Source organism: Mesorhizobium sp. P160187, assembly GCF_057766425.1.
Genome location: NZ_JBYMDX010000003.1, coordinates 1748032 through 1763242 on the forward strand (window position 1 = coordinate 1748032; position 15211 = coordinate 1763242).

Here is a 15211-nt window from a genome sequence, read left to right on the forward strand (position 1 = left end):
AATGAAGCCGGCTTCGGGGGCAGAAGCCGGCGAAGAATATCCCGAATGACTGTCCTTGCAGGAAGCAAGCAGACGTCGACCGCACAAATCACCTGCAACACTATGTGGCGAGGCTGCCGGCGAAGTGCAATCCCGATCCTGACATCGCGCAAAAAATTGGTCGGCTCAGGCACCGTCGGGCTCGCCGGGTTTCAAGAACCATGGCCGAGGCGCATTGCGGAAAATCGATTTCCCCAAGCCGTCGTCAGACCGGCGCCTTCGCCTTCAGGCTTGCGGCAGCCATTGCATAGCCGCCGGCGGCGCCATCGATGAAGTGAACATGATCGCGCTGCAGCGGCGAGATGACGAGGCATGTCATCAAGGCCGACTTCTGGCGGTGCAGGCCATAGTTGCAGATGCCGGCCTCTTCCGCTTGTTTCAGCCGGTTGTCGATGCGCTGCAACACATCCGCGTCGACGTCGATGGTCATCTTCAAGCCGTCATCGAACTTGCGGAAATCCGAATTGCTGGCCACCTCGCGCTTGTAGACCTTCGGATCGAAACCGCCGATAGTCCAGCCCAATTTGTCGGTGACGGCCGTAAGCGTCATCAGGAAGATCACCCACAGCTTGGCCAGCCACCGCCGCCCTGGCGCCGTGGCCCGTGCCTCGACATCGAGACCGGCGGGCAGGAGACTGTAGGCCGGACCGTCCACCGGCACCGGGTGGCCATCGCGCTCCTGCCTGCCGGCAAGGGTGATGATGTCGGAAGCCAGAAACTGGAAACCACGCAAGTCGCGCGATGCCCCCGGCACGGCTATGATCGAGACAATTTCGCCATGCCGGGCTTCGATCGGGTTCCAGCGGCAGGAGAGGCCGGTCAGATCCGGCCGCGCGCCGGCCGGCGCGGGGTCGATGCGGTAGCGCCCGGCTTTCATTTCGGCTTCCGCCCAACTGCCGCCGCCGCCGGCGAACATGGCATAGAAGGCTGCTTCGGAGGCCTGGAACCTCGCCACGCGAACGTCGAGGCCCTGCGCTCTTATGTCCTTTATCGGCACGATTGCGGCACGCAAGGTCAGATCCAGTTCGTCCGCCACCCACCTCTGGACAGAAGCCAGCGCGTTACGGGCGATCTCCAGCGCCGAGCCGGGAAACGCCACGAGCGCGCCGTCGCCGCCGAAGACGAAGGGAAGATCTTGCCGTCCCAGCGCGTTGAGCAGCGCCGAAATGACGCTGGCGCCGGCCATATTGACGGTTTTGTAGCGCCCGGCCTCGATCGCCTTGGTCGAGCCGACGATGTCGGCGGTGGCCAGCGCCCAGCCATCGGGGAGAGGCCGATAGTTGTCGATATCGGCAACGCTTTCGAACTTTGCGAAGACCGGCAAAGAAGCGACGAACGGGTCGGACGCGACAGCTGTTTCCATAAGCATCAGATAGCACATTCCAGCGCTTGAAGGTGAAGTCGATCACGCCTCGAAATTGACTTGGGCAGGCTTTGCGATGATAGGATCGCGCGATGCGAATTGCCTTCTACGCCCCGCTGAAGTCGCCCAATCATCCCGTTGTCTCCGGCGACCGCCAGATGGCACGGATGCTGGTCCAGGCGCTGCAGCATGGCGGGCATAGCGTCGAACTGGCATCGGAGTTGCGCTTCTATCTACGCCAGCCGGAACCGAAAAGTTTCGATGCGCTCATGATCGAGGCCCGGGACGAAGCCGCGCGACTGACAAGGCTTTGGGACCGTGACGGCAAGCCCGATCTCTGGTTCTCCTATCATCCCTACTACAAGGCGCCCGACCTGATCGGGCCCGAGCTGGCGTTGGCCTTTGCCGTCCCCTATGTGACGGCCGAAGCCTCCTATTCCGAACGGCGCAACGCCGGTTCGTGGGCCGATAGCCAGGCATTGGTCGCGCGAGCCATCGAACAGGCGGCGCTGAACATCTGCTTCACGCAAAGGGATCGCCAGGGGCTGGCGGATGCTGTCCCCCACGCCGCTCTCGGTATGCTTTCACCCTTCATCGACACATCGGCATTCCACGAAATGCCGGTACTGGATTATCCGACGCGCCTCGTGACCGTCGCCATGATGCGCCCGGGCGACAAGGTCTTGAGCTATCGCATGCTGGCGCAGGCGCTCGGGTTGATCGGCCATCTCCCCTGGACGCTATCGGTCGTCGGGGACGGACCTGCCCGTGACGAGGTAAAGGCGCAATTCGCCGGCTTGCCCGCCGACCGTATCGAATGGCTTGGCGCCATCGAGCCTGCCGCCGTGCCGGATGTCCTTTATCGCGGGGGAATCTACGTCTGGCCGGGTTACGGCGAGGCCTATGGCATTGCCTATCTTGAAGCACAGGCCGCCGGCCTTCCGGTGGTGGCTCAGGACATTGCCGGCGTGCCGGAGGTCGTGCGGCATGGCCAGACCGGGTTTCTCACCCCGCCGGGCGATGTGGGGGCGTTCGCTTCGGCCATCGCAAGGCTTCTGGCCAATAATGACGAAAGAACCATCATGGCTGCAGAGGCCAGACGTTTCGTTCTCGAAGAACGCTCTCTCGGTGCTGCAAAGGCCCGTCTGGCGGAACTTCTCAAGATGATCCCGTTGTCATGACGTCCGACCCGATTTGGCAGCCTCTGGTGGACGAGCTGGCGCATCGGCAACGGTGGGGCCGCAAGGCAGAGTTCTGGCTGCGCGACGACGACGCCGTGGATCCGACGCCGGCGCTCGATCGGTTGCTCGACCTCACCGGTGACTTCGCGGTTCCGGTCACTCTGGCCGTCATTCCGGCCCAGACCGACGGGAAGCTTGTCGTCCGGCTTGACGCCGCGCCGCATGCCACGGTCGCCATTCATGGCTGGGCGCACCGAAATCATGCGCCCGAGGGTCAAAAAAAGCAGGAGCTCGGCGCGCATCGGCCACGCGAGGTGGTGCTGGATGAGCTGGCCGGCGGGCTGTCGCGTGTAACCGGCCTGCACGGCGCACGTGCGGTTCCGATGCTGGTGCCGCCCTGGAACCGGATCGACGCCGGCCTGGTACCCGACCTCGGATCGATAGGATTTGCGGCATTGTCGGTGTTCGGGCCGCCAAGGCCGGCTTCCTTGGCGGTCATCAACAGCAATGTCGACATCATGGATTGGCATGGCACGCGCGGCTGCCGCGATCATGGTCTGTTGGTTCAGGCCATCGTCGCGCAATTGCAGCGTGCATTCGACGGCGGCGAACCGGTCGGCCTGCTCACCCACCATCTCGTCCATGACGAATCGGCATGGCTTTTCCTCGAACGGCTGTTCACGATCACCGCGCGGACCGAAGCCTGCGCATGGCTTCCGATCAGCACATTGACCGAACGCAGCGCCGGAAAATAGCTCAGCGCTTTTTGTTCACTGAAGTTGGGAATGTGAGCGTCTGGCCATCCCGCGCCGCAAAAGCGCCGGCAAACCTGTCCTTGGCCAGTTTCTCCATCTCGTCCAGCTCATCGTCGGTGCGTGCCGGATCGTGGTGAAACAGCGCAAGCCCGCGCGCGCCGGCCGCCTCGCAGAGCTTGACGCCCTGTTGCCATGTCGAGTGCCCGTTGCCGCGGTAGCGCTCCATTTCCTCCTCGGTGTAGGTGCAGTCGTAAATGACGAGGTCGGCATCTCTGATCAGGCCGAGCACCGCCTGGTCGAGTTTGCCCGGCTCGTGCTCGGTGTCTGTGATGACCGCCACGACGCGGCCCCCCCATTCGACCCGGTAGCCGATGCAGCCGCCCGGATGGGTAAGACTACCGGTTCGTACAACAACTCCTTCGCGTGGCCGAAGCAGGTCTCCGGATGCGAAATCGCGGCAGTCGAGGCTCGCCTTGCAGACACCGAGTGTCACCGGAAACCATGGCGGCCGAATGAATTCATCGACCATCTGCCGCGTCGTCATGCGTCCAGCGAGATGCCCGGACCAAAGCGTAACTTTGATGCCTCGTTCATAAATAGGCTTGAAAGCCGGCAGCCCGATGATGTGATCGTAATGGCAATGGGTAAAAAACAGGTCGAAATCGGTGACGCCCGACGCTCGAAGCGTCCTGCCGGCAGGCCGCAGGCCGGAGCCCGCGTCGAACAGAAGCGTATGATTGCCGCATTGCATCTCGATGCAGATCGTGTTGCCGCCATAGCGAGCAAATTCTGGCCCCGACACCGCAATGCTGCCGCGCACGCCCCAAAACCTGACAAGGAAGAAATCGTCGTCCATGCACCCTTTCGCCCATCGTAGCCAACCAACTGCTGCCAGAGTCGTTCCAGGAAAGGTGTGACACGGTTCCGGAAACTGCATCCAAACAAAGAAACAGAGCGGCTCGCCGCTTCAGTGCAACTGTGAATCGCTCTCGGCCGTTCGTGCGTCGATCAGGTCCGCGGTCGTACTGCTTAGCCTATCGGCAAGAACCCGCAATATCTCGATGGTCATTTCGGGAAACTCCTTCATAAGCCTCAGGAAATGGTCCTTGCGGATTCTCAAGGCCTCCAGCTCACTTGCCGCTTTGACGGTGGCAGTACGGGAGCTGTTGCACAATATGGCAATCTCGCCAACGATCGAATTTGGCAGCAATTCGGCAACTTTGATCGGCCCATTGTCGGAATCGACCAGAATATCCGCGCTGCCAGAAAGGATGACATAGGCGGCGTCTGCCTCGTCGCCCTGCCGGAAAAGAATCTGGCCGGCACTGTAGTTCACGCGATCGGACGTGAACGCGAGCAGCTTGAGCTTTGTCGGCTCGATGCCAGAGAACAAGGGAACGCGTTGCAGCATTCCAACTTCATCCTTGAGCAGCATTGTCGCAAACCTTCCTGAATTCGCGTTTGCCAGACTATGACACAAGTTCCTTGAAGATACCGTTTCCCGCCAAGAGTGTCTCGTGTGTTCCGTCTTCCACCAATTGGCCTGAGTCAAAGACCACAACCCGGTCGAACATCGTCGCCATTGCCGGATTCGTCACCACCCACACAATTGCCGGCGAATGGCCGTCGCGTCTGGCTTCGTCGAGCACATTCCGCAGCACCTTGTCCTGCACGCGCTGGTCGAGCGCCGACAGCGGCCGATTGAGAATGAGGAAATCGGGACGCTTGAGCAAGGCGCGGGCAACATCGAGCTTCTGTCGCTGTCCGCCGGTCAGCCGCCTGCCGGCGGCGCCGACGTTGAAGTCCAGGCCGACATCCAGAAGCTCGGCATAAAGCCCCAGTTCGTCAAGAATATCATAGACGATGGAGCGAATACGGTCCGGCGCGTCGGGATGGTTGTTGCCGACACGCCCGAACAGGACGTTGTCCATGACGGTGGCCGCGGCGATGTATTTGGCAGGATCAAACCGTTCGACAGCTTTCTCCAGCTCGGCCGGCAGGTTTTCATAGAACTGGTTGCGTGCAGCGATGATCTTGCTCATCAGCTCGTCGGTCAACAGGCCGAAGCGATGCCGGGGCTCGATATAGGCAAAGCTTAAGGTGACCATCATGGCGCGGTCGTTCTCCGAAACCGCATCGTAGGGGCGATTCTTGAGCCGTTGCAGCAAGGTTTCGTAGGCGGGTATCTCCTCGGCGCTCATGAAGGCGAGCTGCTGGAAGAACTGGTGTTCGGGCGGCAGGTCGGCAAACAGCTCGATCGCCTGTTCGGCGATCTCCATGCCCATTTCGTAGAGCGTGCGGTCGAGGCCGGCTTGCTTCAGCACGGAAGCAAAATAGGGATTGGACGCCAGTGCCTTGTGAGCCAGTTCGGGGCCGGCCGCGGCGCCGAAGAGCAGGTTCTGGCCGATCGTCGCTTCCTTGTTGTAGGCGCCCGGTTCAAAAGGAACCACCAGCGCGCTCAGGCCTTCTTCCTCCAACCGGGTTCGCAGCGCCGCACGCAATTCGACGATCCGCTCGGCAAGCTTCGTGTGGCGCTTGAGGTCGGCCGAAGAGCGCAAGCCAAGATCCAGAATGTCGCGCGACAGAAGAACCGCGTCGAGCACCCGGCGCACGGCTTCGAAGAGGTCGTGCGGGCCGGTGGCGCCGGCGGAGGCATAGTTGATCCAGTCGCTGCGGATATCGAGATCCGGATTGCCCGACCGGCGCGCCTCGTCGATATTCCAACGGTGCTGGTCCGCCGCTGCGCCGTCATATGTCACCGATGTCAGCGGCGCATGCTTCAAACCGTAGAGCAAATTGTCGCGCAGGCTTGCCTGGAACAGGAAAACATCCGACGAAGCGTAGGACATGCGCCGGCCGGTCACGGCTTCGGGGAGATCAAGCAAGTCATCGGAGCCCGAAACGATCCTTCCGCTGTCCGGCCAGGTCAGCCGCGCAAAGGCTTCCGCAAGCGCCTCCGCTCCCCCTGTTGCGGTGCTGACCAGAGCCACCGTCTCACCCGGCTTGACCTCGAGCGAGATGCGATTGAGGAGCATTGCGCCGCCATCGTCTGCTATCGACAGGCTGACCGCCGACAGCGGCTTGGTCATCGGATCGGGATCGTCGACCGTCAGTGCTCCGATTTCCGGCGCGATGATATTCTCGACGGTGAACTGTTCGACGACCTGCTGATATTTGACCTGGACATCCTGCCGGTCCTGATCCCAGTCGATCAGTTCCTTCATCGGTCCGGGCAAGTCCTTGTAAGCGCCGATCACGGCCACGAGCTGGCCGACATCCAACCTCCCCTGGATGACCAGATAGCCACCGATCATGTAAAACAGAAAGGGCGTGAGCTGCGCGAGAAAATTGTTGAGGAACTTTACCATGAATTTCCATTGGTAAAGATCGAAGCGGATTTTGAAGATGAGCCCGAGCCGGGCTGCTATGTCGGCGCGCTCGTAGTTCGACGTATCGTGGACGTGAACCGCGCCGATGCCGTCGACGATTTCGCCAACCCGGCCTGAAAGCGCGCGCGCCGTCAACTGCCGCTGGCGCCCGAGCACGAGCAGCCGCCGCCGCATTCGCGGGATAAGCACGATCTGGATCGCCACGATCACGACCGCTATCATTCCGAGCCAGACGTTCTGGACCATGATGAACAGCATGGCCGTCAGCGCCTGGCCGCCGAGCAGCACCGGCTGCAGGAAGGCATCGCCAATGAAGCCGCCCAGCGGCTCCACCTCGTCCTTCACCATGGTCGCCACTTCGGCGGATTTCACCCGCTTGAAGTAAACCGGCGGAAACCGCAGCACACGATCGACCAGATCGAAACGAATACGCCGCAGCATGCGTTCGCCGAGCCGGCCCTTGTAAGTGTTGATGTAGAGCTTGAACAAGCCGTTGATGACGACCAGCAAGAGGAAAACAAGGCTGAGCGCAAGCAGCGTCGACGTGCGGTCGAGCTGAAAACCGGAGAAGAACTGCACCTCGCCGATGAACGGCAGGTTATAGTGCAACCTCATGAATGGCAGGGTCGCGCCCGGTTGCTCGAACCCCTTGCCCTGGATCGGGCCGTTGACGATCAGCTTCGGCAGGTCGAACGACATGAAATACGGGACCATCGAAAGCACGACGATCATCAATATCCAGAGCTGCTGCTTCCTGGTGTGCGTCCAGATATAGCGGGCTAGGCTGGTTTCCATATGCGATTGTCAGTTTGAAGGATGCAGAATGTAAAGGCACCTGCTGGCGAATGGTGTATCGGCCATGTCTTCGCTGCCAACGACCAGTTCGAAGCGGCAGCTGCGCGCCAGGCGGATGGGCGCCGATGGTCCGGACAAATTCAATCGGCCTCCTCCGGGCAATGGCGAAACGGCTTGCGGCACAGTCGCGTCCGCAAGTCGAACAGGCAAGAGGCAAGATTGCGTTGTGTCGCCCGAAATCCCAACATAGAAGACGAATATGATGGATGTCACGCAACCACGCAATGCCGGCATGGGTGGGCATGAGCAAGCCCTGGACCTCACGCGGGGAATTGCCGCCTACGTCGACCACCCTCTCGTGGCCGGGCTGGCGCGCGTCATCGCCAAGCATCCGCAGGCCGATATCGCCAATGCCTTCAACCACAAGCAGGTCGCCTGCAAGATGTGGGCGCTCGACAGGCTGTTCGAAAGCGACGGCGGCCGGTTCGAACGCATATGGGTTCTGGGTGGATGGTACGGCGTATTGCCGGCGATGCTTTTCAACGACGCCCGCTTCGACATCGGGGCGATCGACAGCATCGACATCGATCCCGAAGTCGGCGCGGTCGCCCGGACACTCAACCGGCAAGCCGGCGAGCGGTTTCAAGCACTGACGGCAGATATGTACGCACTCGACTATGGCGCCGGCCGACCCGACCTGGTGGTCAATACGAGCTGCGAACACATAGCCGATCTCAGCGCCTGGCTTGCCCTGCTTCCGCGGGGTACGAACGTGCTGCTGCAGTCGAACGACTATTTCAGCGAGCCGACGCACATCAACTGCGTGGCGTCACTTGCAGCCTTCGAAGCAATGGCGGCGCTGCGGCAGATCAGGTTCTCCGGCGAATTGCCGACAAAAAATTATACACGCTTCATGCTGATTGGAACTGTTTGAAGCGCTCGCGCAGGATTTGCGCCGAGCGCCGCGCCCCTTCCAGATCGAGACGATGCGAGGCTGGCGGCGGTCCCGCAAGCGCCTGCTCGATCGCATGCGCCAGACCTTCAGGCGTCAGGTCCTGTTCCGTCAGCACCGTTGCAAGACCGAGCTCTTCGAGCATCAGAGCGCGACGCGTCTGCTCGGTTTCCCCGCCGGCTGCAAATGGAACGAGCAGCGAGCGACACCCCGCGCGCATGACATCGCAGACCGTGTTGTAACCCGCCTGCGAGACCGACAGGCGGGCGCCGGTCAGCAGGCTGGCGAAATCCTCGCGGAACCGGAAGATGGACAGGCGTGGGGAGGCATCGCGTGAAATCGCGTCAAACTCGTCCTTCGGCAGGTTTGGGCCGGTGATCAAACACCATGTCCAGGCGTTGTCGGCATTTCGCGCCGCCGCGACGGTGGATCTGACAAGGCTCTTTCCGGCCGCCCCGCCGCCAACCGACACCAGAACGTCGAAGCGCTCTGAGGCCGCTTGCGCCGGCGGCGCAGCAACGAGCCCGGTGTAGGCGACCTCGGCCCTGATCGCCCCAGCCAGCGGAAATGTCTTGTCGATGGTTGCGAAAGCCGGATCACCATGGACCATGACAAGATCGAAATGCCTGTTGACGAGATCGACCGTTTCCTCGTTTCGGCTCGGCTTCACGCGCTCCTGAAGGATGTCGCGGACGGACGCCGCCAGCAGCGGTCTGGGCGATGTCGCTTCGATGGCCTCGATCAGTGGCAAGAGTTCGAAACGCATCTGCCGGCGTCCAAAGGGAAACGCCTCGATAATGACGATGTCGGGCCTGTAATCCCGGAAAGCCTGCAGCAGCATCTCTGAGCGCCGCCTCTTGAAATCATCGTCGATGGCTTTGCCCTGCAGGTCGACAAGTCCGGAAAATCCTTCGTCACCGGAGGTGACAGGCGGCAGGGTCACGGATTTTACACCCGATCCCGGAAATCCCGCGATCGGCGCTCCGCCGGTCACGACGGTGACGTCGAACCCGTCATCGACCAGAGCCGCCGCAATGCGGCTGGCGCGCGCGAGATGGCCGATGCCGAGCAGGTGCTGAACATAGAAGAAAGCGCGCAGCCGCTTCATTCGGCGGCCCGCCACTCCCGCTCGAACAGTTCCTTGAGCTGTCCAATGCCTGCCACATGGTCGAAATTGCTTCGCACGCGCCGCTCCGCGGCGTCGCCGAGGCGGGCGCGCAGGACGGGATCGCGGATCAGGCGCTCCAGCGCCTGTGCCAGGGCAGTCGGGTTTTCCGAGGGAATCAGCAGCCCGGTTTCATCCGACGATAAAAGCTCCGGCACGCCGGAAATATCGGTCGACACGCAGGCAAGCCGCTGGCTGGCCGCCTCCACCAGAACATTCGGCAGGCCGTCCCTGTCGCCATCCGCGGTGATCCTGCAGGCCAAAGCGAAGATGTCGGCGCTGCGGTAGTGCTCGAGCACCTCCTCCTGCGCCAGCGCGCCTTTCCAGGAGACGCGGCCATCCAGTCCGAGCCTTTGCGCCAGCGCTTTCAGCCGTTTCAGTTCCTCGCCGCCACCGATATGCTCGAAACGCCACGCCAGATCGCCAGGCAAGAGGGCAAGAGCCTCGAGCAACGTATCATAGCCTTTCTTTTCAACGGCGCGTCCGACGCTCAAGATCATGACCGGTTCGGCCGGCGCCGAGCCGTCATGCTGTTTTCGCGCTTCGCCGAAACTGCCGAAGCGGTCAAGGTCGAGCCCATGATAGCTCAGATGCACGGACGAACTGCCGTTGGCGAGTTTTTTCAGATGGTCGAAGCCGGTTTTCGTGCACGTGACCGTCCAGCGCGCCGAGGAAAGCTTGCCGGCCAGATCCCAGTCCGCCGACGTCCAGATGTCCTTGGCATGGGCTGAGCAGCTCCAGGGCAAGCCACGAAGCTGGCTGGCATAGCGCGTCACAGATGCCGGCGTGTGCGCGAAATGGGCATGCAGCCATCCCGCGTCTTGCGGCCATTCGGCGGCCAACACGAGCGCTTGCCCGAAGCGGCGCGCGCGATTGCGGGTAAAGTCGCGGCGGATATCGGCAGCCAGCGATTTGAGCGCGCGCCAGAAGCCAGGCCGCGGCAGACAGGCAAACAGCGACCGAAGCACGCGCAGCGGCTCTCTGTGCAGATATTCCGGTAGGTAGTGGACGGGGGCCTTGATCTCATCGTGCACGGGATGACGTTTTGCGTCGGTCGGCCGCCTGAGCGCGAAAAGTATCAGGTCGAACCCCGCACGCTCCAGACCGAGCAGCTCCTGCGCGATGAAGGTTTCCGACAGCCGCGGGTAGCCCTTCAGAACCACGACGATCTTGCGGTGTTGCAACTCAGTTCATGCCTTCAATGACCGAAAGGTGATGGCCGGCCCGCCGGTCGAGCAGTTCCGCGACGATTTCGGAAATATGAGGCAGCCCTTCCAGAGTCAGATGCGCATTGCTCTGCGATGGGCGGGGCCGGCCCGGCAAAACCTGCAGCGCATCGGCAAACCGCTGGGCATCCTCGGCTTCCTCAGGCAAAAGCATCTCGATGAGGCCGAGTTCGGCTGCGCGCCGTGCCCGGATCAGCTGTTCCTCGCGCGGCGTGACGCGCGGCACGATCAGCGCCGGCTTGTCGAAAGACAATATCTCGCAATAGGTGTTGTAACCGCCCATCGCCACCACCGCCTTGGCGCCGGCAATCAGCTCTTCCATGCGGTTGTCGAATTCGATGATCTTGACATAGGGGATCTTGGCCCCTTTCCTGACCAGCTTGTTGCGCTTGCGCGCCGGCATGTAGGGCCCAAGCACGATCAGCGCCCTGTGCTGCAATCGCGGATCCTGCTGATAGGCCTCGATGACGTTGTGGATCAGGTCGGCGCCGTCACCACCGCCACCGGTGGTAACCAGGATATAGTCGCCCTCGGGCCGGTGGCCGGGCAATTGGTTCTGCTGCAGGCTCCGTTGCAGGAAACCGACGAACTTCATCTTTGCCCTGACCGCCGGCGGCACGTCCAGGCCGGTCAACGGATCGTAGAAATCCGGCGGGCCATAGACCCAGACCTTGTCGTAGAACAGGCCAATCTTGCGCATCACATCCCTGCGTGCCCACTCCGCTTCGAGCAAATGCGGCGCGTCCATCACCTCGCGCAGGCCAAGCACGAGCGTGGTGCCCCGCGTCTTGAGGTAGGACAGCGTATCCTCGATCTCACCGCGCAGCCCCAGCGGTTCCTTGTCGACGATGAAGATATCCGGCCGGAAGCTCTCGGCCGTGTGGCGGATGATCGACTGCCGCATCCTTAGCGTCTCATGCAGATCGATGTCCTTTTCCAGCGAGGTGTATTCGCCGTTGCGCAGCTTGATGACGCTGGGGATCTTCACGAAGTCGACGCGGGCGCGGTAGTCGAAGGCGCCGGCGATGGTGGCGCCCGAAATGATTAGCACCTGAAGTCCGCGGAAATCCCCGACCAGCGAATGCGCGATCGTTCGGCAACGCTGCAAATGGCCGAGCCCGAACGTGTCGTGGCTGTACATGAGAATTCGTGCGTCTTTTGCGTGCTGTGTCATTGTGAACGTCTTTTAGAATTCTCGCCGGACCGTGGGCAACCCCGCAGGCTTCGAAACTATTCTCGCGGGTCTATCGACCTGTTTTGAAACATGGGGGCGAGAGGTACGCAACGGCATTCTTCACCAGGTCACGAATGCCAGGGGCGCTGATTGCGGCGCCATGCCTTGTCTTCGCCGACGATAAACGGCCCGAGCACAAATCTCTGTCATGAGGCTTGACCCCGTGGAATTAAATGCCCTGCGGCCTGAGGCAGGCAAAGCGCACATTGCGAAAAATCAAGGGCGACCAAGGCGAAACGAGGCTGCCGCACATTGTGAGGAGAACCCGCACCTTGGGAAAATGCTTCATAATCCATCGAAACACAACGGCCGCCAGAGGCCGCACGTTGCGGCCTTTTATCCTGCCATCAGCCTTGGCCTGTGGCAAGCATCCGGTCCTTGCACCGTTGAAGCTGGTGCAATCTCGCGTCATGCCGGCTTCCTCCGTCACGTGGAGGATAGCTCCGCCCTCAATGAGATTTCGCAGGCAGGCGACCCATTCGCCAGATCCGTCACAAAGCTTTGCGTGAACACGCCGGCCGGAACGACGGCTACGCCAACCTTGCCCTTGTGGTGCGCGGCGTCGCCAGCAGCAGACTTGTCTCGCTGCCGGTTATCCCCGGGATGAGCCGTATCCGCCTAAGCACCGCGTCGAAATCGGTGAGCGACGCCGTTCCGAGTTCGACCACCAGGTCCCAGCGGCCATTGGTGGTGTGAATGGTCGAAACCTCGGCGAGGCCGCCGAGCGCCCGGACCACGCGGTCGGCGGCATGGCCCTCGATCTCGATCATCATCACGCCGCGTATCCGCTGGTCGACCGCGTCGGCGCGCAGCACCACCGTGTAGCCGATGATCTCGCCCGTTTTTTCCAGCCGCTCCATGCGCGCCCTGACCGTGGCGCGCGACACCCCGAGATCGACCGCGAGATCGGAGATGCTGCGCCGGGCATCATGCCTGAGCAGCGTGACCAGCCTTTCGTCGAGCAAGTCCATGATTCTATCCACTTTGACCAAACTGACTTATCGGATTGATAAATCATTCTTCTCGAAATGCCAATTTCGCCTGTTCATACTGCCGGGCCGGGATGGTTCATTCCACGCATCAACCGCCCAATCAATTTACAAGGACAACAAGAACCATGCGCTGCAGGATCGTTGGCGCGCCGGTGCAGGACGGCGCCGGCAGGATGGGATGCGAGATGGGGCCAAGCGCGCTGCGCACGGCCGGGCTTGTCTCGGTGCTGTCGGAACTTGGCCACGAGGTCGAGGACTGGGGCGCGGTGCAACCGGCCGCCGTGCGCGCAATCGTCCATGGCAATCTCGCGCTGAAGGCCCTACCGGAGATTTCCGCCTGGACCGCGGCGATAGCCGAGACCGCCTATGCGGCTTCGCGGAACGCCATGCCGATCTTCCTTGGCGGCGACCACGCGATATCGGCCGGCACGGTGTCGGGCATAGCCCGCCGGGCGGCCGAACGCGACCGGCCGCTCTTCGTGCTGTGGCTCGATGCGCATCCGGATTTCCACACGCTCGATACCACCGTCAGCGGCAATCTGCACGGCGTGCCGCTCGCCTATGCCAGCGGCCGGCCGGGCTTCAACGGTTATTTCCCGGACCTGCCTGTCGCCGTCGACCCTGCCCACATCTGCGTCATGGGCCTGCGCAGCGTCGATCCGGCGGAGCGCCGGGCCCTGAGCGAAGCGGGGGTTACCGTGCACGACATGCGCACCATTGACGAGCACGGCGTCGCACCCTTGCTGCGCGCCTTCCTGGCCGTCGTCGAAAAGGAAAACGGCCTGCTGCATGTCAGCCTCGACGTCGACTTCCTCGACCCCTCCATCGCGCCGGCCGTCGGCACCACCGTGCCCGGCGGCGCCACCTTCCGCGAGGCGCATCTGGTGATGGAGATGCTGTCCGACAGCGGCCTGGTCTCCAGCCTTGATCTGGTCGAGCTCAACCCGTTCCTCGACGAGCGCGGCCGCACCGCCACGCTGATTGTCGACCTCGCCGCCAGCCTGATGGGCCGGCGCATCATGGACCGCCCGACCCGCAGCCATTCCGGAAGCATTGCATGACCCAGCCTTCCCGCCTTGCCATCGTCCCCTTCGTCAGCGTCGACCGCATGATGAAGCTGGTGCTGACCATCGGCGTCGAGCGGTTCCTCACCGAACTCGCCGCCTATATCGAGGAGGATTTTCGCCGCTGGGAGCTGTTCGACAAGACGCCGCGCATCGCCTCGCACAGCCATGACGGCGTCATTGAACTGATGCCGACCAGCGACGGCCGGCTATACGGCTTCAAATATGTCAACGGCCATCCCAAGAACATGCGCGAGGGGCGCCAGACCGTCACCGCCTTCGGCGTGCTCGCCGATGTCGGCTCCGGCTATCCGATGCTGCTCACCGAAATGACGATCCTGACGGCGCTGCGCACCGCGGCGACCTCCGCTGTCGCGGCCAAATATCTGGCGCCGAAAGGCGCGCGCTCGATGGCCATCATCGGCAATGGCGCCCAGTCCGAATTCCAGGCTGTCGCCTTCAAAGCGCTGCTCGGCATCGACCGGCTGCGGCTCTATGACATCGACCGTTCGGCTTCCGAGAAATGCGCCCGCAACCTCGCCGGCAAGGGCTTTGACGTCACCATCTGCGCCACCGGCCAGGATGCTGTGGAAGGAGTCAACATCATCACCACGGTGACCGCCGACAAGCTGTCCGCCACCATTCTGACCGACAACATGGTCGGTTCCGGCGTGCACATCAACGCGGTCGGCGGCGACTGCCCCGGCAAGACGGAACTGCACCGCGACATCCTTTCGCGCTCCGACATCTTCGTCGAGTTCTCGCCGCAGACGCGCATCGAGGGCGAAATCCAGCAGCTCCACGCCGACCATCCGGTGACCGAGTTGTGGCAGGTGATGACCGGCAAGGCGGAAGGCCGCAAGACGGCGGAACAGATCACCCTGTTCGATTCCGTCGGCTTCGCCACCGAGGATTTTTCCGCGCTGCGCTATATCAGAGACCAGCTTCAGGCCACCGGCCTGTACGAGGAACTCGACCTGCTCGCCGATCCCGACGAGCCGCGCGACCTCTTCGGCATGCTGCTCAGGGCAGCGCTGCAGCCGGCCGCCGCCTGAG

13 protein-coding genes are annotated in these 15211 nt (G+C 62.3%); 5 read left to right on the forward strand and 8 right to left on the reverse strand.

The window, feature by feature from the left end; translation table 11 throughout:
- Positions 1–244: 244 nt before the first annotated feature.
- Entirely contained in the window at positions 245–1420 is a 1176-nt protein-coding gene (locus AC3CCE_RS11855) for a DUF3095 domain-containing protein (RefSeq protein WP_488377139.1), read from the reverse strand.
- Between the two features lie 74 nt (positions 1421–1494).
- On the opposite strand from AC3CCE_RS11855, the gene AC3CCE_RS11860 reads away from it, so the two are divergent.
- Complete coding sequence (locus AC3CCE_RS11860) at positions 1495–2583, forward strand: glycosyltransferase family 4 protein (protein ID WP_023685074.1); 1089 nt, start codon at positions 1495–1497, stop codon at positions 2581–2583.
- Complete coding sequence (locus AC3CCE_RS11865) at positions 2580–3338, forward strand: polysaccharide deacetylase family protein (RefSeq protein ID WP_023685073.1); 759 nt, start codon at positions 2580–2582, stop codon at positions 3336–3338. Before AC3CCE_RS11860 ends, AC3CCE_RS11865 begins: the two co-directional genes overlap by 4 nt.
- A 1-nt stretch (position 3339) precedes the next feature.
- On the opposite strand, the gene AC3CCE_RS11870 is transcribed toward AC3CCE_RS11865, so the two are convergent.
- The 3 genes from AC3CCE_RS11870 to AC3CCE_RS11880 form a co-directional block, all read right to left on the reverse strand.
- Positions 3340–4194, reverse strand: a complete 855-nt coding sequence (locus tag AC3CCE_RS11870; RefSeq protein ID WP_352626936.1) for an MBL fold metallo-hydrolase — start codon at positions 4192–4194, stop codon at positions 3340–3342.
- A 111-nt stretch (positions 4195–4305) separates the two neighbouring features.
- Positions 4306–4773: a cyclic nucleotide-binding domain-containing protein gene (locus tag AC3CCE_RS11875; RefSeq protein ID WP_023672144.1), complete on the reverse strand. Its 468-nt coding sequence runs from the start codon at positions 4771–4773 to the stop codon at positions 4306–4308.
- 34 nt (positions 4774–4807) lie between these two features.
- Positions 4808–7522 (reverse strand): ABC transporter transmembrane domain-containing protein, encoded by a 2715-nt coding sequence (locus AC3CCE_RS11880; RefSeq protein ID WP_023687623.1) that lies wholly within the window; start codon positions 7520–7522, stop codon positions 4808–4810.
- 262 nt (positions 7523–7784) lie between these two features.
- Here AC3CCE_RS11880 and AC3CCE_RS11885 point away from each other — a divergent pair, with 262 nt between their 5' ends.
- Positions 7785–8456 (forward strand): class I SAM-dependent methyltransferase, encoded by a 672-nt coding sequence (locus AC3CCE_RS11885; protein WP_081725482.1) that lies wholly within the window; start codon positions 7785–7787, stop codon positions 8454–8456.
- Here the strand turns inward: AC3CCE_RS11885 and AC3CCE_RS11890 are convergent.
- From AC3CCE_RS11890 to AC3CCE_RS11905, 4 genes are all read right to left on the reverse strand, one after another.
- Entirely contained in the window at positions 8434–9582 is a 1149-nt protein-coding gene (locus tag AC3CCE_RS11890) for a glycosyltransferase family protein (RefSeq protein ID WP_023706791.1), read from the reverse strand. The genes AC3CCE_RS11885 and AC3CCE_RS11890 overlap by 23 nt on opposite strands.
- Positions 9579–10823 carry a glycosyltransferase gene (locus AC3CCE_RS11895; RefSeq protein ID WP_023685068.1) on the reverse strand — a complete coding sequence of 415 codons (1245 nt, stop codon included), beginning with the start codon at positions 10821–10823 and terminating at the stop codon, positions 9579–9581. Before AC3CCE_RS11895 ends, AC3CCE_RS11890 begins: the two co-directional genes overlap by 4 nt.
- Position 10824: 1 nt before the next feature.
- Entirely contained in the window at positions 10825–12039 is a 1215-nt protein-coding gene (locus tag AC3CCE_RS11900; RefSeq protein ID WP_023752843.1) for a glycosyltransferase family protein, read from the reverse strand.
- A 590-nt stretch (positions 12040–12629) separates the two neighbouring features.
- A complete protein-coding gene (locus tag AC3CCE_RS11905) occupies positions 12630–13070 on the reverse strand; it encodes an Lrp/AsnC family transcriptional regulator (RefSeq protein ID WP_023685065.1) in 441 nt (146 codons plus the stop codon).
- A gap of 146 nt (positions 13071–13216) precedes the next feature.
- Here AC3CCE_RS11905 and rocF point away from each other — a divergent pair, with 146 nt between their 5' ends.
- A complete protein-coding gene (gene rocF / locus AC3CCE_RS11910) occupies positions 13217–14152 on the forward strand; it encodes an arginase (RefSeq protein WP_352626940.1) in 936 nt (311 codons plus the stop codon).
- Positions 14149–15210, forward strand: coding sequence for an ornithine cyclodeaminase (ocd, locus tag AC3CCE_RS11915; RefSeq protein ID WP_352626941.1), 1062 nt, complete (start codon positions 14149–14151; stop codon positions 15208–15210). The genes rocF and ocd overlap by 4 nt, the downstream gene beginning before the upstream one ends.
- Position 15211: the final 1 nt, after the last annotated feature.

Excerpts from the sequence above, each read along its gene's own strand:
- AC3CCE_RS11860 (WP_023685074.1), top strand. The coding sequence starts at position 1,495 with ATGCGAATTGCCTTCTACGCCCCGCTGAAGTCGCCCAATCATCCCGTT.
- AC3CCE_RS11900 (WP_023752843.1), bottom strand. The coding sequence starts at position 12,039 with ATGACACAGCACGCAAAAGACGCACGAATTCTCATGTACAGCCACGAC.
- AC3CCE_RS11865 (WP_023685073.1), top strand. The coding sequence starts at position 2,580 with ATGACGTCCGACCCGATTTGGCAGCCTCTGGTGGACGAGCTGGCGCAT.
- AC3CCE_RS11890 (WP_023706791.1), bottom strand. The coding sequence starts at position 9,582 with ATGAAGCGGCTGCGCGCTTTCTTCTATGTTCAGCACCTGCTCGGCATC.
- ocd (WP_352626941.1), top strand. The coding sequence starts at position 14,149 with ATGACCCAGCCTTCCCGCCTTGCCATCGTCCCCTTCGTCAGCGTCGAC.
- AC3CCE_RS11885 (WP_081725482.1), top strand. The coding sequence starts at position 7,785 with ATGGATGTCACGCAACCACGCAATGCCGGCATGGGTGGGCATGAGCAA.
- AC3CCE_RS11880 (WP_023687623.1), bottom strand. The coding sequence starts at position 7,522 with ATGGAAACCAGCCTAGCCCGCTATATCTGGACGCACACCAGGAAGCAG.
- AC3CCE_RS11875 (WP_023672144.1), bottom strand. The coding sequence starts at position 4,773 with ATGCTGCTCAAGGATGAAGTTGGAATGCTGCAACGCGTTCCCTTGTTC.
- AC3CCE_RS11905 (WP_023685065.1), bottom strand. The coding sequence starts at position 13,070 with ATGGACTTGCTCGACGAAAGGCTGGTCACGCTGCTCAGGCATGATGCC.
- AC3CCE_RS11855 (WP_488377139.1), bottom strand. The coding sequence starts at position 1,420 with ATGTGCTATCTGATGCTTATGGAAACAGCTGTCGCGTCCGACCCGTTC.
- AC3CCE_RS11870 (WP_352626936.1), bottom strand. The coding sequence starts at position 4,194 with ATGGACGACGATTTCTTCCTTGTCAGGTTTTGGGGCGTGCGCGGCAGC.
- rocF (WP_352626940.1), top strand. The coding sequence starts at position 13,217 with ATGCGCTGCAGGATCGTTGGCGCGCCGGTGCAGGACGGCGCCGGCAGG.